Annotated in this window: 15 protein-coding genes; 4 read left to right on the forward strand and 11 right to left on the reverse strand. The window is 35.1% G+C overall.

Features of this window, described 5'->3' with window-relative positions; genetic code table 11:
- Positions 1-93: 93 nt before the first annotated feature.
- The 5 genes from ACGK9U_RS11630 to ACGK9U_RS11650 form a co-directional block, all read right to left on the reverse strand.
- Entirely contained in the window at positions 94-888 is a 795-nt protein-coding gene (locus ACGK9U_RS11630; protein ID WP_394466552.1) for a DUF1853 family protein, read from the reverse strand.
- A 28-nt stretch (positions 889-916) separates the two neighbouring features.
- Complete coding sequence (locus ACGK9U_RS11635; protein ID WP_394466553.1) at positions 917-1,816, reverse strand: serine/threonine protein phosphatase; 900 nt, start codon at positions 1,814-1,816, stop codon at positions 917-919.
- A gap of 351 nt (positions 1,817-2,167) precedes the next feature.
- Positions 2,168-5,614: a hypothetical protein gene (locus ACGK9U_RS11640; protein ID WP_394466554.1), complete on the reverse strand. Its 3,447-nt coding sequence runs from the start codon at positions 5,612-5,614 to the stop codon at positions 2,168-2,170.
- A 250-nt stretch (positions 5,615-5,864) separates the two neighbouring features.
- Positions 5,865-7,043: an acyl-CoA dehydrogenase family protein gene (locus ACGK9U_RS11645; protein WP_394466555.1), complete on the reverse strand. Its 1,179-nt coding sequence runs from the start codon at positions 7,041-7,043 to the stop codon at positions 5,865-5,867.
- A gap of 164 nt (positions 7,044-7,207) precedes the next feature.
- Positions 7,208-7,924 (reverse strand): tRNA1(Val) (adenine(37)-N6)-methyltransferase, encoded by a 717-nt coding sequence (locus tag ACGK9U_RS11650; protein WP_394466556.1) that lies wholly within the window; start codon positions 7,922-7,924, stop codon positions 7,208-7,210.
- Between the two features lie 180 nt (positions 7,925-8,104).
- Between ACGK9U_RS11650 and ACGK9U_RS11655 the strand changes: the two genes are divergently transcribed.
- A complete protein-coding gene (locus ACGK9U_RS11655) occupies positions 8,105-8,554 on the forward strand; it encodes a DUF2383 domain-containing protein (protein ID WP_394466557.1) in 450 nt (149 codons plus the stop codon).
- A gap of 79 nt (positions 8,555-8,633) precedes the next feature.
- On the opposite strand, the gene rimM is transcribed toward ACGK9U_RS11655, so the two are convergent.
- The 3 genes from rimM to ACGK9U_RS11670 form a co-directional block, all read right to left on the reverse strand.
- A complete protein-coding gene (rimM, locus tag ACGK9U_RS11660) occupies positions 8,634-9,158 on the reverse strand; it encodes a ribosome maturation factor RimM (RefSeq protein WP_394466558.1) in 525 nt (174 codons plus the stop codon).
- Between the two features lie 150 nt (positions 9,159-9,308).
- A complete protein-coding gene (locus ACGK9U_RS11665) occupies positions 9,309-9,848 on the reverse strand; it encodes a 30S ribosomal protein S16 (protein ID WP_394466559.1) in 540 nt (179 codons plus the stop codon).
- A gap of 95 nt (positions 9,849-9,943) precedes the next feature.
- Positions 9,944-11,005 carry a lactonase family protein gene (locus ACGK9U_RS11670; RefSeq protein WP_394466560.1) on the reverse strand — a complete coding sequence of 354 codons (1,062 nt, stop codon included), beginning with the start codon at positions 11,003-11,005 and terminating at the stop codon, positions 9,944-9,946.
- A gap of 218 nt (positions 11,006-11,223) precedes the next feature.
- Here ACGK9U_RS11670 and ACGK9U_RS11675 point away from each other — a divergent pair, with 218 nt between their 5' ends.
- The 3 genes from ACGK9U_RS11675 to ACGK9U_RS11685 all read left to right on the forward strand — a co-directional run bounded on the left by ACGK9U_RS11675 (position 11,224) and on the right by ACGK9U_RS11685 (position 17,708).
- Positions 11,224-11,673 (forward strand): PA2169 family four-helix-bundle protein, encoded by a 450-nt coding sequence (locus tag ACGK9U_RS11675; protein WP_394466561.1) that lies wholly within the window; start codon positions 11,224-11,226, stop codon positions 11,671-11,673.
- A 159-nt stretch (positions 11,674-11,832) separates the two neighbouring features.
- On the forward strand, positions 11,833-16,221 hold the full coding sequence (gene dnaE / locus ACGK9U_RS11680) for a DNA polymerase III subunit alpha (protein ID WP_394466562.1): 4,389 nt from the start codon (positions 11,833-11,835) through the stop codon (positions 16,219-16,221).
- A gap of 326 nt (positions 16,222-16,547) precedes the next feature.
- Complete coding sequence (locus tag ACGK9U_RS11685) at positions 16,548-17,708, forward strand: hypothetical protein (RefSeq protein WP_394466563.1); 1,161 nt, start codon at positions 16,548-16,550, stop codon at positions 17,706-17,708.
- A gap of 63 nt (positions 17,709-17,771) precedes the next feature.
- Here ACGK9U_RS11685 and ACGK9U_RS11690 read toward each other — a convergent pair whose 3' ends face one another.
- The 3 genes from ACGK9U_RS11690 to ACGK9U_RS11700 form a co-directional block, all read right to left on the reverse strand.
- Positions 17,772-18,374 (reverse strand): MarR family winged helix-turn-helix transcriptional regulator, encoded by a 603-nt coding sequence (locus ACGK9U_RS11690; RefSeq protein ID WP_394466564.1) that lies wholly within the window; start codon positions 18,372-18,374, stop codon positions 17,772-17,774.
- A gap of 177 nt (positions 18,375-18,551) precedes the next feature.
- Positions 18,552-18,815 (reverse strand): DUF2024 family protein, encoded by a 264-nt coding sequence (locus tag ACGK9U_RS11695; RefSeq protein ID WP_394466565.1) that lies wholly within the window; start codon positions 18,813-18,815, stop codon positions 18,552-18,554.
- Between the two features lie 76 nt (positions 18,816-18,891).
- A complete protein-coding gene (locus tag ACGK9U_RS11700; RefSeq protein ID WP_394466566.1) occupies positions 18,892-19,125 on the reverse strand; it encodes a thioredoxin family protein in 234 nt (77 codons plus the stop codon).
- Between the last annotated feature and the right edge of the window lie 223 nt (positions 19,126-19,348).

Here is a 19,348-nt window from a genome sequence, read left to right on the forward strand (position 1 = left end):
TGTCTTATAAAGATTAGATGCAAAAACCACCGTGAGGTTGCGTTAACTTGCAGACGATTTGCTTTGTTGGTTATTCTATGCTACCGCTAACATCTACCACCAAACCAAGAATATTTTCGTTAACTGTCCATTTTTAAATTTGGCCCAGCATAATGGGGAAAATTGTTGTTTAAAATAATCTGTAGCCATGTGGTTGAAAGCATCAAAAAGCATCCAATTTACATGAGGGTGTGGAACCATCAACCAATCTTTTTTGTTAGGGATGTGAAATTTGCATTCTTCAAGTTCATGCAGTTGATTTTTATTAACATATAATCCTGCAAAACATGCTGTGTTTAAAACTTTAAGTTGGATATTTTTATTAGTAAAAGGAGCGAATAGTTGGGCTTTAAAATATACCTGCTGTTTAATTTCATGTCGGTTTAAATCTAAAGCCGTTAAATATTTTTCAGTATTGTTATTGTACAAAAGAGGGAGTTGTTTGTCCCTTAATTTGGTAAGTTTTTCTTTTAGGGAATCTTTTCTATTAGGACCAACAAAATGATCAATTTCGGTAGTTCCAACAGAAGCGTCATACAAATAAAATTTATAAATGATTTCTAAATGAATGGGTTCACCATCTTTTAAAAGCAAACAATCTATTTCGCCTAAAGTTGTTTTTTCATCTTGAATTTGAATATTTTCCGCAATAATGGAAATATTAGGGTGCATTTCGAGTTCACAAGCGACTAAACGTTCTACATATTTTCCCAAACGAAGTTGTTCGTCTATTTCAATATTTAAGGTATGCGATTCAGAAATAATTTCAAATTGTTGTAAAGAAAAAACATCATTACTTTTCCATAAGCAGGGTGTTTTTAAAAAACCTTCATATCTTTTTTGAATCATTATTTTGTATAGGTTTGGGTTTAACCCATCAAGCAGTTTTGTAATCTATCAATTTTCTAGGGCCTTCTAAAAGCACTCTAACAATTTGTAAAACACCATCGTCATTTGTGTCTATATGCCATTTTATTAGTGAAATTTCACCGTTTACAATTTCAATGCCCGTAATGCTTCTGGGGTGTACACAGCTACCATCGTTAAAAAAAGCAATATCGCCAGGTTCTGGAAATCGTGGTCTATGGGTGTGCCCAACAATGGTCACTAAATTATTGTTTTCAATAATCCATTTTTTGGTTCTGCGTTCAATTCGTATAAGTTCGCTGTAGTTTTTTGCAGGACTTGTAGGATCCGCAATACCCATAACATTTAAGGGTTTCCATAGGATTCTCACCATAAAACGGCTCCATTTCCAGAACAGATAATTCCACCAATCGGCCTGATGTCCGTGTGTTAAAAATATTTCTTGATTGGTATCTCTATTTTTTAAAATAATGCCTTCGTGGTATTCAATACCGGGAAACAAATCGGCATCAATGCCCAATGTTTTATCAAAATAAGTGTATAAATGCTTCTTCACATAATTAGGGTTTCTGTAAACCATATCGTGGTTTCCCCAAATCATATGCAGCTTGTTTTCTTTGTGAAATTGGCGCATAAGCATATATACATTTTTATGCGCTTCAAAAATGGGTTCAAACGAAAGGTTTTCCCAAAGTTCATCGCCATCACCTATTTCGCAATACTGAAAACCTTCAGTATAGTACTGTTTTAAAGCATGGAAGTAAATGTTTCGGTTGTTAGCAAAATCGTCGGCAAAACTATTATCGCCTCGGTGGCAATCACTAAATAAAATAAATTTACTAGCATCATCAAAATTGATGATTTTAGCCTTTTTATAAGCATTATCTAGCCTTTTTTTTGTTGAAAACATATGAGTAAATGTAAACCCGTTGGGTATAATTGCTCTATCAATACTAATTTTTATATAAATTGTCACATTGAGCTTGTCGAAATGTATTTTCTAGTGTCTTCGACAGGTTCAGACTGACACTTGAGCACTAAATTGACTTTAAATTATAATCAAAATTCGTTATAAATTGAATTTTATTAATTTCACTCAACGGATTAAATGTAATCAAAATATTAGAAAAAAGACCAGTGAGGTTTTAAAACCATACCAGTCTAATCATTTCAAAAAATTAAATATTTAACGAAACGCATTTTAAATATGCGTAGCAAGACGCAAGGCATTTAAATTTCAATCCCTTAATTTTTTAGAATGCTACTTTCTGTAGAGTGGGTCAGCGCCTATGGTGCCAACCAATTCATTTAAATATTTAGGGGATTTTACATGGTCATAAGATTTTTTTACTGATTTTAATCGCTCTTTAATGCTCATTTCTTGAATTAATATATCGTTGTTTGGGTTTGCGATAAACGCTTCCAAATAGGCTAATTGGGAATCATAAAAGCGAATGTCTTTTTGTTGTTTTAAAACCAATCTTTGTTTGTACCAATCGCTCTGCAATACGTAATTTCTATCGAAATACTGACGTAATTCTGGGTTGTCAATGGTTTTTCCTTCATAGTTGCCATACGCCATGATGTGCAATAATATTTCTAAAGGTGGTATTGCTGCTTTAACACTGCCATCTTCAAAATAGCTTAATGCCACTTTTTGTTGTGCTTCAACAATGTTTTTAATACCATCTACATAATCTTCCATACCTTGAATTTCAGGTTTTAGCATGCGTTCGTTAAAAACGGCCGTAGGTTCGTCAAACAATCTATTCATACATCTTAGCGCAAATGTTTTTGTAATTCTATAGCCTAACCTGCTTGCCAATATGGTTTCGCCACGGTACTCAAAATCGTCTAATTTTTCTAATGAACCATTTGCAATTAGCTGTTTGGGATCTCTATCTTTTGGCTCCAATCGTGCCCAGATTTCTGGAATAAGCAAACTGACGTCATGGTCAATCTTATTTTCAGCTCCTACATATCCAGCTGCTGTGCTAAACCCATTTGATTCTGTTAAAATGTGTGACAATAGCGCATTATTCAAATCGGTAGTTGGTGTTAGCATGTTAAAGGGGGCTTTGGTTAAAGCCCCTTCAGAACCTGCTCCGGTTGTTGATGGTGACTTACCTGTTAGGCTACAAATAAAGTCCATAAACAATTCGGGGGTTTCTTGGTAGTGAATGGGGTTATATACCGCCAAAGGTCGAATGCTCGCAACCTTGTCAACAGGGTTATTTCGTCTACCAGGGAGTACTGCATTTACAACGTGAATAACGGGTTCGTCAAATTTTATTTTTCTAAGTAACCGTACCCCTGTGTCTGCTAAATAACTGGCCTCAGTTTCTTCAATATGTCTGCTTGGTTCCAAATATCGAGGATTTGCAGTGGGTTCGCCATTCACAATCCTAGTGTGCGATGGCAATACAAAAGATGCTTCGTCATCGTTGCTGTTTACGATATTGGTTATGAAATCTTTAACTGGTTGTGTGTATTTATCAAAGTTGATGGTGTCCTCATAAATGGCAATGGCATCGGTTTTTTTCAACAATTCGTAGTTTGTTAAAAAGCGGCCATTTGAAACAATATCCAATTCTGCGTTTTTATCGTAGCCTCTTACAACAGCTTCATCAGGTCTTTGGAACAAATGCGCTTCGCAATTGGTAAGTACTTTTACACTTTTGTTGGTGTATTCTGGATTCAGGTTTTTTATCTGTTCTCTTGGTAATGTTATTGAAGCAGTAATGTCATCTTCGGTTTGGATCTTTTCACAAGGAGAAAAATCAGATCTCAATTTATTTAGCATCCAGTTTCCTTTTTGGTTGAACCCAATACGCACATAACTACCCACCACTGGGGTGTTATTATACAAAAGACCTGTTCCTTTTTGTCCATTGATTATTTCTACTGACATGTAATCTTTCCAGTTTAGCGCGCCGTGTGCTTGTCTGTATAATCGTTTTACAAAAAGCACCAACGATCTGATATGTACAGGGATGTTTCTTAAAAATTCGTTGAATTCATCTGAATTTTCTTCTGATGGGGTAAGCAGTTTTACCGCAGAGCTTAAGCTTCTGTTTTCACTTAAAAAATGTCTCGATTTTGGTCTATTCGGGTCCTTGATTTTCCAACGCGTAGAATAATTGAACTCTATGATTTCATCTGCTTTTTCGAAATCTTCATCAATGTCATGAATGTTAAACGTACTGTAAGTAATGGCGTTTTGCATAGACTTTGAAATTTCAGACTTTCCACCACCTGATACAGTACAGGGTTTATGGCAAAAAACACCCTCTGCAAAAGTATCTACAATACGCCATAAGCTAATGCTTTTGTGTTTTTCCAATCTGAATTTATTACCAGTAGGGTGCACATAGGTTTTGTATGGTGATATGGTTAGTTTTTGATCTTTTCCATCATGTTTCCAGGTAATGCTATTGGTGTTGGTGTTTACATAAGAAAACTCTGGAATGTAAACGATATTGGGGTATTTTTTGTCGATGGCATAGTTTTCAGGCATGACTTCTATACGATTCGCTAATAGTGTTTTAACTTCTTCAAAAGAATGCTTATTATTATGAAATTCTGAGTAATCCCTTCCGTCTAAGGTGTCACCCATAACTCTTCTTGCAAAAGCCATTGCGCCTCCGGCATGTTCCTCTTCAACTAAACCAAATAAATTTGCAGAGTAGCTGATCTGGGTCTTGATCTCTTTTTTTGAATAGCCGTAATAATTATCGGCTATTAGTGTAATGACGACACCCCTGTCGTCCCTACATGTCACTTTAAAAGCATTGCCATCATTATAAATGTCGTTGGCATCATTCCAATACATACCATCTCTTTTTTGACGTTCTGTAGCGTCGTTAAAATGGGGCAATCCAACAGCTTTCTTTTTAAGGGTTGTTAATTGGGGAGCCAAAATAATGCATCCGGTATGACCTGTCCAATGTTCGGTGTCCAATGCGGCATCGTTTTGTGCTAAATTTGGGTCGCCTGCATTTCCAAAAATAGACTCAACAAAATCTAAATTACTAACCAAGTTACCTGGTGCAAAAAAGCGAACTTCCATAGATTTTTTGGTAATAACACCTTTTACTTCTGGGCATACAATAGGTCTTAAAAGCATTGATACCATTGTTTTTGCCTTGTTCTCTTGGTTACTGGTAAATGGAAGTATTTTTAAGTCGTCAGATGGATTAAAGGCTGCGTTCAAAAAGTGGGCAAAAGTAATTTTTGGCACTTCTTTTTTATCTAATGGTACAGGTAAATTACCTTCTACAATGTGAAAAGTGCCCTTTGTGGTTCTTTTGTCGTTTAGCGGATTGTTTAAAATTCCTTGTTTTATTCTATTGGATGTAACCAGTTCACTTTTAAAAGTATTGCCATTTGGTGGTAAGCTCACTTCTCTAGCGTGTCCTTTTTTAGATAGTATTAATGTATTGTTGGGCAGTTTATAGGATTTGTTTATAATAACCTTGTTTAAGTAGTCGTCTATAAAATTTTGAATTCTTGAATCTGCAGGACAATGGTGGTCTGCCAGTAATCTGGATTTTTCACGTATACTTTTTATCATTCCAGAAGTAAGCGCTTCAAATTTTGGATCGCAAAATTTTTCATCACTATCCTCATAATCTTTGTAAATCGGCTGTCCTAGGGCTGCTAATTGTAAATTGATAAATTGTACAATGTCTTTTCTTGATTCTTGCATGGCTTTAAAAATTCGTTATTCAACAACAAAGTTAAGTCAGGAGTTTTTTTAAAAACCTGTCGAAAATCAGTTATTGTTTAAATTTTATTTCAAAGCTTAAAATGGGATAACATAATTTTTTACCCAAATGTATAGTGAAACTCATTATTACTTTTTCGCTTCAATCAAAAAAGTCAAGATGAGTTCAACGTCAAAAATGGTTAATGGACCAACTTGAAAGAAGTATTGGTTTATATTGGAAACAAGGAGTCTATTTAAAAGCATTCAGTCCTGTAATATCCAATCCAGTAATCAATAAATGAATGTCGTGCGTGCCTTCATAAGTAATAACGCTTTCCAAATTCATAGCATGTCGCATGATGGAGTATTCTCCGGTAATGCCCATGCCACCTAATATTTGTCGCGCTTCACGGGCAATGTTTATGGCCATATCCACATTGTTGCGTTTTGCCATTGATATTTGTGCCGAGGTTGCTTTGTTTTCGTTGCGTAATACTCCAAGACGCCACGTTAAAAGTTGTGCCTTGGTAATTTCTGTAATCATTTCAGCTAATTTCTTTTGTTGCAGTTGAAATTGGCCTATGGGTTTGCCAAATTGCATACGTTCTTTACTATATCTAAGTGCTGTATCGTAACAATCCATGGCTGCGCCAATAGCACCCCAAGCAATGCCATAACGTGCCGAATCTAAACAGCCTAAAGGCGCTCCCAAACCAGATTTATTAGGCAATAAGTTTTCTTTGGGCACTTTAACATTATCAAAAATAAGTTCGCCGGTTGCCGATGCGCGAAGCGACCATTTGTTGTGGGTTTCGGGAGTGGTAAAACCTTCCATACCACGTTCAACAAGTAAACCATGAATTTTTCCTGCTTCATCTTTTGCCCAAACTACAGCTACTTGTGCAAAAGGCGCATTGCTAATCCACATTTTAGCACCGTTCAATATATAATGGTCGCCCATGTCCTTAAAGTTTGTTACCATACCGCTAGGGTTGCTACCGTGGTCGGGTTCCGTTAAGCCAAAACAACCCATCCATTCTCCTGTGGCCAATTTTGGCAGGTATTTTTTGCGTTGGGCTTCAGTGCTGTATTTCCAAATGGGATACATAACTAAGCTAGATTGTACCGAAGCGGTGCTGCGTACACCAGAATCACCACGTTCAATTTCCTGCATTATTAAACCATAGCTAATTTGATCTAAACCTGCGCCACCATATTCAACGGGTATGTAAGGGCCAAAAGCGCCAATTTCTGCCAAACCATTAATAAGTTGCATAGGAAACTCAGCTCTTTGCGCATAGTCTTCAATAATGGGCGAGACTTCTCGTTTTACCCATGTTCGGGCAGTATTTCGGACCAATTTATGTTCTTCGGAAAGTAAATCGTCTAGATGGTAGTAATCGGGTGCTTCAAATAAATCTGGTTTCATCTGGTTACATTATTTTAAATTAATGACAGATGGGTTTTACTACCGATTATGACATTAATTTTGAGTTTTATGACTTATTCAAAAGAAAATAATTAGTAAAACCTATGTTTTTTTAAGAATTTGTCATTGTAATTCCTCAAATTTAATTAATTCTTAGTATTCAATCACATTTTTAAATAGAAATCTTTGGTGAGATTTATATAATCTTTAGTGTAATCATGTCGTTCTGTTTCTATAACCAGCGTGTCTTTTTTTACGGCGCTTTCAATAAAAGAGCATTCTATTAAGCTTCGTTTTGTTTCAGAGGTCTGGTTGCCTTTTACCTGCAGAATTCTGTTAGGAAACAAGTTGAAGGCAGTGGCTGTCTTGATAAAATCTGCTTCTTCTTTAAAAGGGATAATTACAGAAAAAATTCCATCTTCAGATAATAATTTTGAAACGCTTTCAATTAAATGGTTAAAAGGCATCGAGTCGTTAAAACGTGCCATGTCACGTTGTGGGCTATCTGTTTTGTAATCTTCAGAATAAAAAGGCGGGTTGCAGATAATTAAGTCGTAAGTGTCTTCAATTTCATCAACAAATTCTTCCAAAGAAGCATGGTAGCAAAAGAGCCTGTCGCCCCAAGGGGATGCTTCAAAATTGTCAACACATTGTTCGTAGGCATCATCATCAATTTCAATGGCATCAATAAGTTCTGCGTTGCTGCGTTGTGCAAGCATAAGTGAAATAACACCGGTGCCTGCACCAATATCCAAAACTGAAAAAGGGTTTTTTTCAATGCTGCTCCAAGCTCCAAGAAGCACACCGTCAGTCCCAATTTTCATGGCACATTTATCTTGTTGAATTTCGAATTGTTTAAATTTAAATGGTTTGTTAGACATGCTGGTGTGTTAAAAAATTAAGAAAGTAGATTGAAAAATCGGTTAAAATAACACAAAATATGCTAAACTGTGTTAAAAAATAAATTTGTATTATTTACGTTATTAATATTGTAACATAGATGTGAAATCAATACGCATCTTAAAAGAATTTATTGAAGTGCTAAACTAAAGATTATTTATATGAAGTCTTCGGAAAAAATTTTAGGAAAGCTCAATAATTTGTTGATAATGAATTATGAGGTTGAGAAAATTTACTCGGAAGCTCTTGATTTAGCTACAGATGATAATTTAAAAGCATTTTTTAGAGAAAGAGGTTTTGAAAGAAATGAATTTGGTAGACAATTGAGAGACGAAATAGTAAAGTTGAATGGTAAACCTAAACCTTTGAATGTATTGAGTGGTAATTTTGATAATATATTGGCAAACTTTAAAAACTATATTTTATTAAATAACGAATACGATTTAATGGAAGAGATTTATAATTTGAAAACAAAAAGTATCGAAAAATACAACGAATTGCTGATGGAGATTAATTTACCATTATCGGTATGTAAGCTGTTGGTAAAACAACGTGATAGTATTTATAGTAATATGAATGCGATGAAAAGACAAGACGAATTTGTTGTGTAACCCAAATACAACGAAAAAACAAAGGCTAATTTTTTTTAAAAATTAGCCTTTGTTTTTATAAAGAATTCTGAAAAAAGAATTACAAGTACAAATCAATCAATCCTTCGGGTGTTTTAACCAATATGATTTTATTTTTTCTATCTACTTTTTCAATAAATTCATCATTCATGGGAATAAGGATTTCTCTGCCATCGTTTTTTATTTCAAATAAAGCTTGGGCTGTAGAATCGTTAATGCCCACAATGGTTCCTACGTTTCCGTAGTTTACATCTTCAACGATAAAGCCGATAACTTCATGAAAATAGAATTTGTTACCTTCTAGTTTTGGCAAAAATTCTAAAGGTAAATACACATCGCTTTTTATTAGGGCATCGGCATCAGCTTCTGTGTTAACATCCTCAAATTGTACGCGTAACAAATCGGATTTATGAAGCTGGGAACTTTCAATAAAAAATGGAATCAGCGTATTGCGAACTTCAATAAACATAGCGTCTAGGTTTTCGTATAATTCGGGTTGGTCGGTATCCAACTTAATTAAAAGTTCACCTTTGAAACTATATTTTGTGACAATTTTACCTAAGTAAAAACAATCTTCTTTTTTCATGACAAATTTTATTTGTCATCCTGAACTGGATTCAGGATCTCATTATTAAATTTTTAGGATGCTGAAATAACTTCAGCATAATGCAAAACCATTTTGCATAAAAAACTCCGATACAAGTACCGGAGTTTAAAAGTATAAAAAAAATATTTTTTATTCTTCTTCTTTTGTTTCTACTTCAGCAGCAGGAGCTTCTTCTGTAGTAGTTTCTTCAGCCACAACTTCAGCAGCTTCTTCTTCAACAACAGGAGCAGCGGCAGCAATACGAGCTTCGTTTGCAGCTTTTTCAGCTTCTAAAGCTTTTGCTTTAGCTTCTGCTTGCGCTTTTGCTAAACCATCAGTTTTTGCACCAACTTTACCTGCTTTTTCTTCTAACCAAGCAGTAAATTTAGCTTCCGCTTGTTCTTCGGTTAAAGCGCCTTTTCTAACACCACCTGCAAGGTGATTTTTTAGTAAAGCACCTTTGTAAGATAGAATAGCTTTAGCTGTGTCGGTTGGTTGTGCACCGTTTTGTAACCATTGTACAGCACCATCAACATTTAAATCTATAGTTGCTGGGTTAGTGTTTGGGTTATAAATACCTAATTTTTCAAGATATTTACCATCTCTTTTTGATCGTACATCGGCTGCAACAATCCAGTAAAAAGGTTTCCCTTTTTTACCATGTCTTTGTAATCTAATTTTTACTGGCATAATAATTAATTATTTGAGGTTCTCGACCTCGGTTATTAATGAGGGCGCAAATATAATTAATAATTAGCAATTAACAATTAATAATTACGCTTTTCTTAGAACAACAAGCAAACGGGTCTTGGTGCTTTTACTTCGTGTAAAAAAGTGAGCATTCCGCTTGCGGCATTAATACTGAAAACGGAGATATTTTGACTTTTTTGATTGGCAACCAATAGAAATTTTCCCGAAGGGTCTATCGTAAAGTTTCTGGGCCAATCCCCATGAACAGACATGGTTTGGATTTTTTCAATAGTACCGTCAACCTTGCTTCTTTTAAAAACAGCAATGGAATTTTCGCCCCGGTTAGAGCCGTATAAATAAAGCTCGTTTTTAGATAAATGAATGTCGGCACAGGCATTTTTTCCTTCGTAAGTGTCTTCTAAAGTAGAATCGAAGTCAATTTGTTCAAAACCAGAATCTGTTTTTTTAACCGAAGTTATCGAACTACTAAGTTCATTGATGATATATATAAATTGGCCATTTTTTGTTAAAGCAAAATGCCTCGGGCCAGGGTTTTCGGTGGTTTTGAAAATAGAAGGTGTGGCTAATTCGTAGTTGTTGTTTTTTAGTTTGTATTGGAATACTGCATTCAGGCCTAAGTCAGCAATATATAATTCGTCTCTAAAAAATTGAGCCGAATGCGCATGCGATACTTTGTCTGCGGTATTATATTTAAAAACTTGAGAAGCCTCATTAAGTTTTCCGTCTCTTGAAATGTTATAAACGGCCGCACTACCACCACGATAATTGGAAACCACGGCTTTGTTCCCTTGTTTATTTAGCGAAACATGGCAGGGGCCTTCACCATTGCTACTTACTTTATTTAAAAATTTGAGCAGACCATTTTCTTGAATTTTAAATGATGAAACTGTGCCTCCTGAGCTTTCGCTTACGGCGTACAAATATTTTTTATTTGGTGAGTATGCTATAAACGAAGGGTTTTCGGTAGCTATTGCCAATTGCAAATTGCTAAGTTCTCCGGTTTTAAGGTTGAAATCAAATTTATAGATGCCTTCACTGGATCCATCGGTGTAGGTGCCCACATATAATGTGGTGTTTTGGGCGTTGCAAATGAAAAAACTTGTTAAAAAGGCGAAATAAAAATAAATGGTTTTCATACGAGTCAAAATAGAGTGCTTAAAAATAAGTGAATTAATTTAAAGTTTTGATGTTAAATTCTTCTTTGTTTAGAATTCAAAATGAATTATTGTAAGTTCTGTTAAACTACGTTAAATGCTTGGTTTTATCTATCATAATCACTATATTAAGAATGCAGATGCGAAACAATACGCATCTTAAAATAAATTATTGAAATTTTAAAAATGAAAATGATTTTATGAAGTACACAGAAAAAATTTCTAACAAATTGAACGAATTGCTAATAAAGAATTTTGACGCAGAAAAAAGGTATTTAAGTGCTATTGATAACGTAAATGATGATAGGTTGAAAATGTTTTTTAAAAGAAGAGCTACAGACCGTAGTAAATTTGCGAAAGAATTAAGAATAGAGATATTGCGTTATGGTCAAATTCCCGAAGATTCGGGTAGCCTAATAGAAACTCTTAATAGAAATTGGTTAAACCTGAAATCTATATTGAATTCTAATGATGAAGAGTTGGTTTTAGAGGCTGCTATTAAGTTTGAGGAAAGTATTTTGGAAGACTACAATGAGCTTTTGAAAGACAAAACATTACCGCCAAGTATAGATTCGTTGTTGCTCAAGCATAAAAATGCTATACAAGGAGCGATAAATACGGAGAAATCTTATAAAAAAATGGTGTCGTAACATTGGCATTCGGTTAAGATAAGCGCAGCCCATTTGGGTTGCGTTTTTTTGTTTAAAACTCTTAATAACTTTAACTTTTAAAGGTTATGTAATTCTGTATTTTTATAATCTTCGTTTGATATTTCCAAACGGCTTAACAACAAACATCTAAACAATAAAATGTACTTAATTTTCGATACCGAAACCACTGGTTTGCCTAAACGTTGGGACGCACCCATTACCGATACCGATAATTGGCCAAGATGTATTCAAATTGCATGGCAATTACACGATGGATTGGGAAATTGTATCGATCATCAAGATTATTTGGTGCAACCGGATGGTTTTAATATTCCATATGATGCTGAGAAAATTCACGGTATTTCTACGGAATTGGCACAAGAGCAAGGGATTCCGTTAGCTGAAGTTTTAGAGAAATTTAATGAAGCCTTAAGTAAAACGAAATTTGTAGTTGGGCAAAATGTGAAGTTCGATTTGAATATTATGGGTGCTGAATTTGTGCGAGGTGATGTAGCAAACCCATTGCAAGAACTTCCAGTTTTAGATACCTGTACTGAGCATACGGCTAGTTTATGTCAGATTCCTGGTGGGCGTTATGGTAAATTTAAGTTGCCAACACTGACCGAATTACACGAGTTCTTATTTAATGAGCCTTTTGCGGAAGCGCATAACGCGACTGCCGATGTGGAAGCGACCACGCGTTGCTTTTTAGAACTGATTCGTTTAGAGGAATACACCAAAGAGCAATTGGATGTTCAACCCGATTATTTTCAAAAGTTTAAGGAAGCAAATCCTGCTGAAATTCAGCTTATAGGGTTAAAACATATTAACCTTAAAAAGGAAAGTGCTAAAATTAGGGAGCGCCTAAAAAGTGTTCAGGTTGAAATGATTTCAACGGAAGAAATCAAACAAAATGTATCCGATTTAAAGGAAGTCGATTTTGTACATCTGCATAACCATTCGCAGTTTTCGGTGTTACAATCTACCATCAGTGTTGCCGATTTGGTATCCGCCGCTGCCGAACATAACATGCCAGCGGTGGCCTTAACAGACCATGCGAACATGATGGGGGCTTTTCACTTTGTAAAAGCGGTTAGCAATCATAATAGAGGCGTAAAAGCTAAGAATGATGTTGCTATTGAAAGAGGTGAAACTCCAAATGCTGTTGAAATTAAGCCCATTATTGGCTGCGAGTTTTTTGTATGTGAAGACCATACCGATAAAACCAGAAAAGATAATGGTTATCAAATCGTGCTGTTAGCTAAGAATAAAAGGGGCTATCATAATTTAGCTAAATTATCATCACTGGCGTTTACCGATGGCTTTTATTATGTGCCAAGAATTGATAAGGCTTTAATTGAAAAATATAAAGAAGATGTTATTGTTTTAACGGGCAACTTATATGGTGAAGTACCCAGTAAAGTATTAAATATAGGAGAAAATCAAGCTGAAGAAGCTTTAATTTGGTGGAAAGAACAGTTTGGAGACGATTTGTATGTGGAACTAATGCGCCACAACCAAGAAGATGAAAATCGCGTAAATCCAGTATTAATTGACCTTGCCAAAAAACATGATGTAAAAATTGTAGCTACCAATAACACTTATTATTGTAAGAAGGAAGATGCCAATGCACATGATATTTTATTGTGTGTAAAAGATGGTGAAAAGCAGGCAACACCCATTGGTCGCGGACGAGGGTACCGTTACGGATTACCAAATCAAGAGTATTATTTTAAGTCTTCGGAGGAAATGAAATCGCTTTTCAAGGATGCGCCTGAAGCTATTAGTAACATCCAAGACGTTGTAGATAAAGTGGAGGCTTACGAATTGGCAAGAGAGGTGTTGCTGCCTGCATTCGGTATTCCAGAGGAATTTAAACATGAAGAAGACTTAGTAGATGGAGGGAAACGTGGTGAAAATGCCTATTTGCGCCATTTAACCTATCAAGGAGCTAAAAAACGCTATGGGGAAGAGCTTTCTGAAGAAGTTATAGAACGTTTGGATTTTGAGCTCGACGTCATTCAAAACACAGGCTATCCAGGTTACTTTTTAATTGTTGAAGATTTTATTCGCGAAGCCCGAAATATGGATGTGTCGGTGGGTCCGGGTCGTGGTTCTGCAGCAGGTTCGGTGGTCGCGTATTGTTTATGGATTACCAATATAGACCCGCTTAAGTATGATTTGCTTTTTGAGCGTTTCTTAAATCCAGACCGTGTGAGTATGCCCGATATCGATATCGATTTTGATGATGAAGGCCGAAGCCGCGTGATGGATTATGTAATCAAAAAATACGGTAGCAATCAGGTAGCACAAATTATTACTTATGGTACTATGGCCGCCAAATCGTCCATTCGAGATACCGCCCGTGTATTGGATTTACCGCTTTTTGATGCCGATCGTATTGCGAAATTGATTCCTACCATGTCTAAACTGAACAAGATTTTCGGTTTAAGTGAAAAGGAATTGGGCAGTAAATTCAGAGCGGAAGATTTAGAGAAAGTCAATCAACTTTTAAACATTTCCGAAGGAACCGATTTAGAAGCCGAAACTGTAAATCTTGCAAGAATATTGGAAGGTTCGGTTCGGAATACGGGTATTCATGCCTGCGGTGTTATCATTACGCCCGATGATATTACCAAATTCGTTCCGGTGGCAACGGCAAAAGATTCCGATCTATATGTCACGCAGTTTGATAACTCGGTGGTAGAGGAAGCGGGTTTGCTAAAAATGGATTTCCTGGGGTTAAAAACGCTTACCCTTATTAAAGATACCGTTAAAATTGTAAAAGCAAAACATGGTATTTTATTAGATCCAGATAATTTTCCGTTGGATGATGAAAAAACCTATGAGTTGTTCCAAAGAGGCGAAACTGTTGGGGTGTTCCAATACGAGTCGCCCGGAATGCAAAAACACCTCAAAGAACTAAAACCAACCGTTTTTGAAGACTTAATTGCCATGAATGCCCTGTACCGTCCGGGACCTATGGAGTATATTCCAAGTTTTACCCGTCGTAAACATGGTGATGAGCCTATTGAATACGATTTGGATGCCATGGAGGAATACCTAAAGGAAACCTATGGTATTACGGTATATCAGGAGCAGGTGATGTTACTTTCCCAAAAACTGGCAGGATTTACCAAAGGTGAAGCCGACGTACTTCGTAAAGCTATGGGTAAAAAGCAAATTGCGGTACTGGATAAAATGAAACCCAAATTTGTAGAGCAGGCGAGTGCTAATGGGCACGATGCTAAAACTCTTGAGAAAATTTGGAAAGATTGGGAAGCGTTTGCCAGTTATGCTTTCAATAAATCGCATTCCACCTGTTATGCGTGGATAGCCTACCAAACAGCTTACTTAAAAGCACATTACCCTGCGGAGTATATGGCTGCGGTACTTTCTAACAATATGAACGACATCAAACAGGTTACCTTCTTTATGGAAGAATGTAAGCGTATGAAGTTGGATGTTCTAGGTCCAGATGTAAACGAATCGTTTTATAAATTCTCTGTAAATAAAGACAATGCGGTACGTTTTGGGATGGGCGCCATTAAAGGTGTTGGTCATGGTGCGGTTATGACCATAGTTGACAATAGAAAAAAAGACGGCCATTATAAATCAATTTTCGATTTTGCGAAGCGTATCGATTTACGAGCAGCCAATAAAAAGGCCTTTGAAAATTTAGCCTTAGCAGGTGGGTTTGATTGTTTTAATGAAACACACCGAGCACAATATTTCCATGATGATGGCGATGGCATTACCTTTCTGGAAAAAGCCATTCGTTATGGAGCGAAACATCAAGAAAACGAAAACTCAGCACAGGTAAGTTTGTTTGGCGATGCCAGCAATGTACAAATTGCAGAACCACAAGTGCCACCTTGTGAAGAATGGGGCACTATGAAAAAATTAGCGCAAGAGCGCGAAGTGGTTGGTATTTATATTTCTGGACACCCGTTGGATGATTTTAGAATAGAAATGAATACTTTTTGCAATGCCAATTTAGCCTTGTTTAAAAATTTAGAACCTTATGTAAACCGCGAACTTGTTTTTGGAGGCGTGGTTACCGATGTGCAGCACCGCGTTAGTAAACAGGGTAAAGGGTGGGCTATGTTTACCATTGAAGATTATACCGATAGCTTCGAGTTCCGCATTTTTGGGGAAGAATACTTAAAGTTCAGGCATTTTTTACTGCAAAACAGCTTTGTGTTTGTAAAATCGTTTGTGCGCGAAGGTTGGGTAAATAAAGATACCGGCAAAAAAAGCGAACCAAGGCTACAATTCAACAGTTTCCAGTTGCTGCACGACGTTATGGAAAACTATGCCAAAAAGCTATCCATACAACTTAATATAGACGATCTGCAAGAATCCAAAATATTAAAATTAAAAGAATTGCTTCAAATGCACCCAGGAAGCCAAATGCTCAATTTTGTGGTTTACGATCATAAAGAACAAATAAAACTAACCATGCCCAGCAGAAAGCAAAAAGTAAAAGTTTCGCAAGAGCTGTTGCATGAGTTGGAGAGCGAACAGGTCATGTTTAAACTAAACTAATTCCTGCGAAAGCAGGAATCTTATAACTGTAAAAACGATAATATCCTATTAATTTTTTTTATTTGGGCAATTGCTAAAGCACCGCGCTTTCCACTATATCTTTCTTGTGCTGAACTTGTTTCAGTATCTCATCAAGTTTAAAATATTTATGAATACTAAATGCTCAATTCAAATTTAGTATCAGCACAAAAAAGGATGCCGTTTCAATCGCTATTGCGAGTGTAGAACTCGCATAAATTTATAATTAAAATTACTTTACATTTGCCCCCTGTCGTTACTAAGCATAACTTAGCGGTAGCAGTGGGTGTTGTTTAACCAGAAATATTTTGAGAAGAGATAAAATATATGAAGGCTTAAAATTTTCTACTGAATTTTCAGTTGAAGATTGGAACACTGTGATAAAATTCAAACTAAGGAAATATTTCACAGATAATACGATTTTTGAGGAAAATAAGGAAGTTTTAAGAACGGAATTAATCAACTTCATTAAGATTTCTGAGAAACCGAGTTATTTGAATTTGTTTGAATGGTTATTTAGCTTACATGCTGACTGTATTAAGATTGATAAAAACAAAACCATTAAAGTATTTGCAGATTCTTTTCAAGATATGACCAATACAGATATGAAATGGATGACTAATGTTTTAACTCAGCCAAATTATAAAGAATTTTCAAATCGAGATAAAATCAGTTATTACTTCAAAGTAATTGATGAGACTCTTGAAAGTGTTTTTAAGCCGAGATTTAAATTGTTAGATAAACTAGTTAGAATAAAATTAGGACAAAATATAATTGATAATTCGAATTTTGATTTCGGAAAAATAATAAGGGAATTTCCTAATGGATTTGAGAATGAGATAAGTTTATTTTTGAAAGACCCAATATACTCAATATCAACTAATCAATGGCGGAATATTGCGGCACACAAATCTTATGTTATTAAAAAGGATAGTGTAGAAGTTAAATATGGGAGTTCAAATATTCAATCTATTTCAATGTCAATTGATGAGTTTTATGAGATTACTCATTGGACACAAGATATTTATAGGACATTAAGACTTTCACAAGTATTTACAGACTTGAATTACATCAAAGAAATTATAATTGAACTAGAGGGAGCTGAAAGTTTTAATATTCGATTTGAATCGGCATTATTACATATAATTCATAATATGCAAATTGTTGGTTTTGAGTTTGTGTCAACTGAAGAGCTTTCAGATACATTTTGTTTAAATGTAAGAGGAAAAGTAAATCACGATTTAAAATCGTCATTGATTCATGCTACCCAATGTTTAGAAAAATTATCTTGTGCTATTTATGATGACGAATTCATAAGGGATAATTTTGAAAATGTAAGAATAAGTATTGTAGACAATGAGTCAAGAAAAATTGCATCAGCTACAATTCCAATTCATCTTGCTTTAAAAAAAATAAAAAATGAAATTGGTCTTGAAGAATATTTACAAAAAATGAAGTTCGAAATATAAAAGTATATTTAAATCATTGATATTTATTTGTTTCTGAAAGTATAAGTCAAATTAGTCTAAAACCTATTTCCCCTCAAACTCCGGACAATCAATTCTAATTTCAGAATTCATCAATTCCTTTTCCAATAAATTACAATAATCTGAATCTTGAATTTTTTGATGGAATTTACAAGCATAACAAGTACGTTGTACCTTTAAAACACCACTTCTATTCAGTTGAAAAATAAGATTGCTAATGGTTTTAAAAAGAGCATTTAAATCGGATGCCTCTGTATTTTTAAGTTGCGTTTTTATAGGAAGTGCAAAGTTTTCGGTTTCAGAAACCATGTGTTTGCCTTCATTGGTTAATTGTATGGTGTAACTACGGCTATCGGAAGTAGGGAATATTTTTTCAATAAAACCTTTATTAATCAACACCCGTACTGCATCGCTTATGGTTGGTTTGGTTACGTTGAATTCTTTTGCCAAATGGGTAACGTTGCAAAATTCAGCTTTATGGTAGGCAATAAAAATAAGTATTTGAATTTGAATAGGGCTTAATCCCAATGCCTTTGCTTTTTCCCAAAGAAGTACTTTAAAAGCTTCAGAAATACGCTCTAAACCGGCAACTATTTTGTTGGCTAAATCGGTTTCTTGATTGTTTGGGTTAAATAAAGGACTGTTCATAATATAAACTTCCGAATTAAAATGGTTGTACAAAGTTAGCAATCCTAGCCCGTTGGATGAAATTATTTTCAGAGCCGATTTTATACCTATTGTCACATTGAGCTTGTCGAAATGCATCTCATACGAAGTCTTCGACAAGTTCAGACTGACTTTTTTGCTTATAATTGAATTTGGAAATTATCTGCAATTTTGCATTTCAATAATGTAGAACCCTTTGTTTTCAATGTGTTCTTTTATGGCATCGGTTGCCTGTTCTATATGGCAAAATTTACATTCTTTAGATGTTAACGTGCCCGTTTTAAACGGTTTGCTCTTTAAATAGCTGGTACCATATTGAAGTATGGTGTTTTCATTTTTTAAATCACTAGGTACAAGGATGTCAAAATGCATGAGTTTGCCATCGTCTCTTTTTACATAGGTGTCCCAAACAGAAACTTTCATAATCAAATAAAATTAAAAAGTTAGGATTCTATTTAAAAAATTAGGAATCCTAACTTTAGTGAGGTTGAAAAAAAAATTAGCCTTTTACGTCTTGTATAGAAGCACCAAAGTTAATGTGTAGTACATGGCCGGTTGGGGTAACCAGCGCAGGAACCGATTTTACACCTTTTTTCTCTGCTTCTTCAATTCTAGATTTGTCTTTGCCAAAATGTACAATTTCTACATTGTTGGTACCTATTAGTTCTACAATGTCGTGTTCTGCACTTACGCAAACAGGACAACCAGCGTGATAGAAAACGGATTTACTCATGGTTTTAAGTTTTAATTAAAGCACTATTGCAATACAAATATAGTAAGGAATCCTAACAAAATAAAATATTTTAGGTTTTATTTTTGAATCGCTATGTGTTTAGAAGGAAAAATGGATAGTATAATTAAAAGTTAAAAAATGGTTTAAAAGTGTAATGATTAGTAAATTGATTTTTGAAAGTTAGCCCCTGCGCAAAGGGTTACTCTTTGGATTTTATTTTTTA

The organism is Mariniflexile sp. HNIBRBA6329 (assembly GCF_043558645.1).
GTDB lineage: Bacteria > Bacteroidota > Bacteroidia > Flavobacteriales > Flavobacteriaceae > Mariniflexile.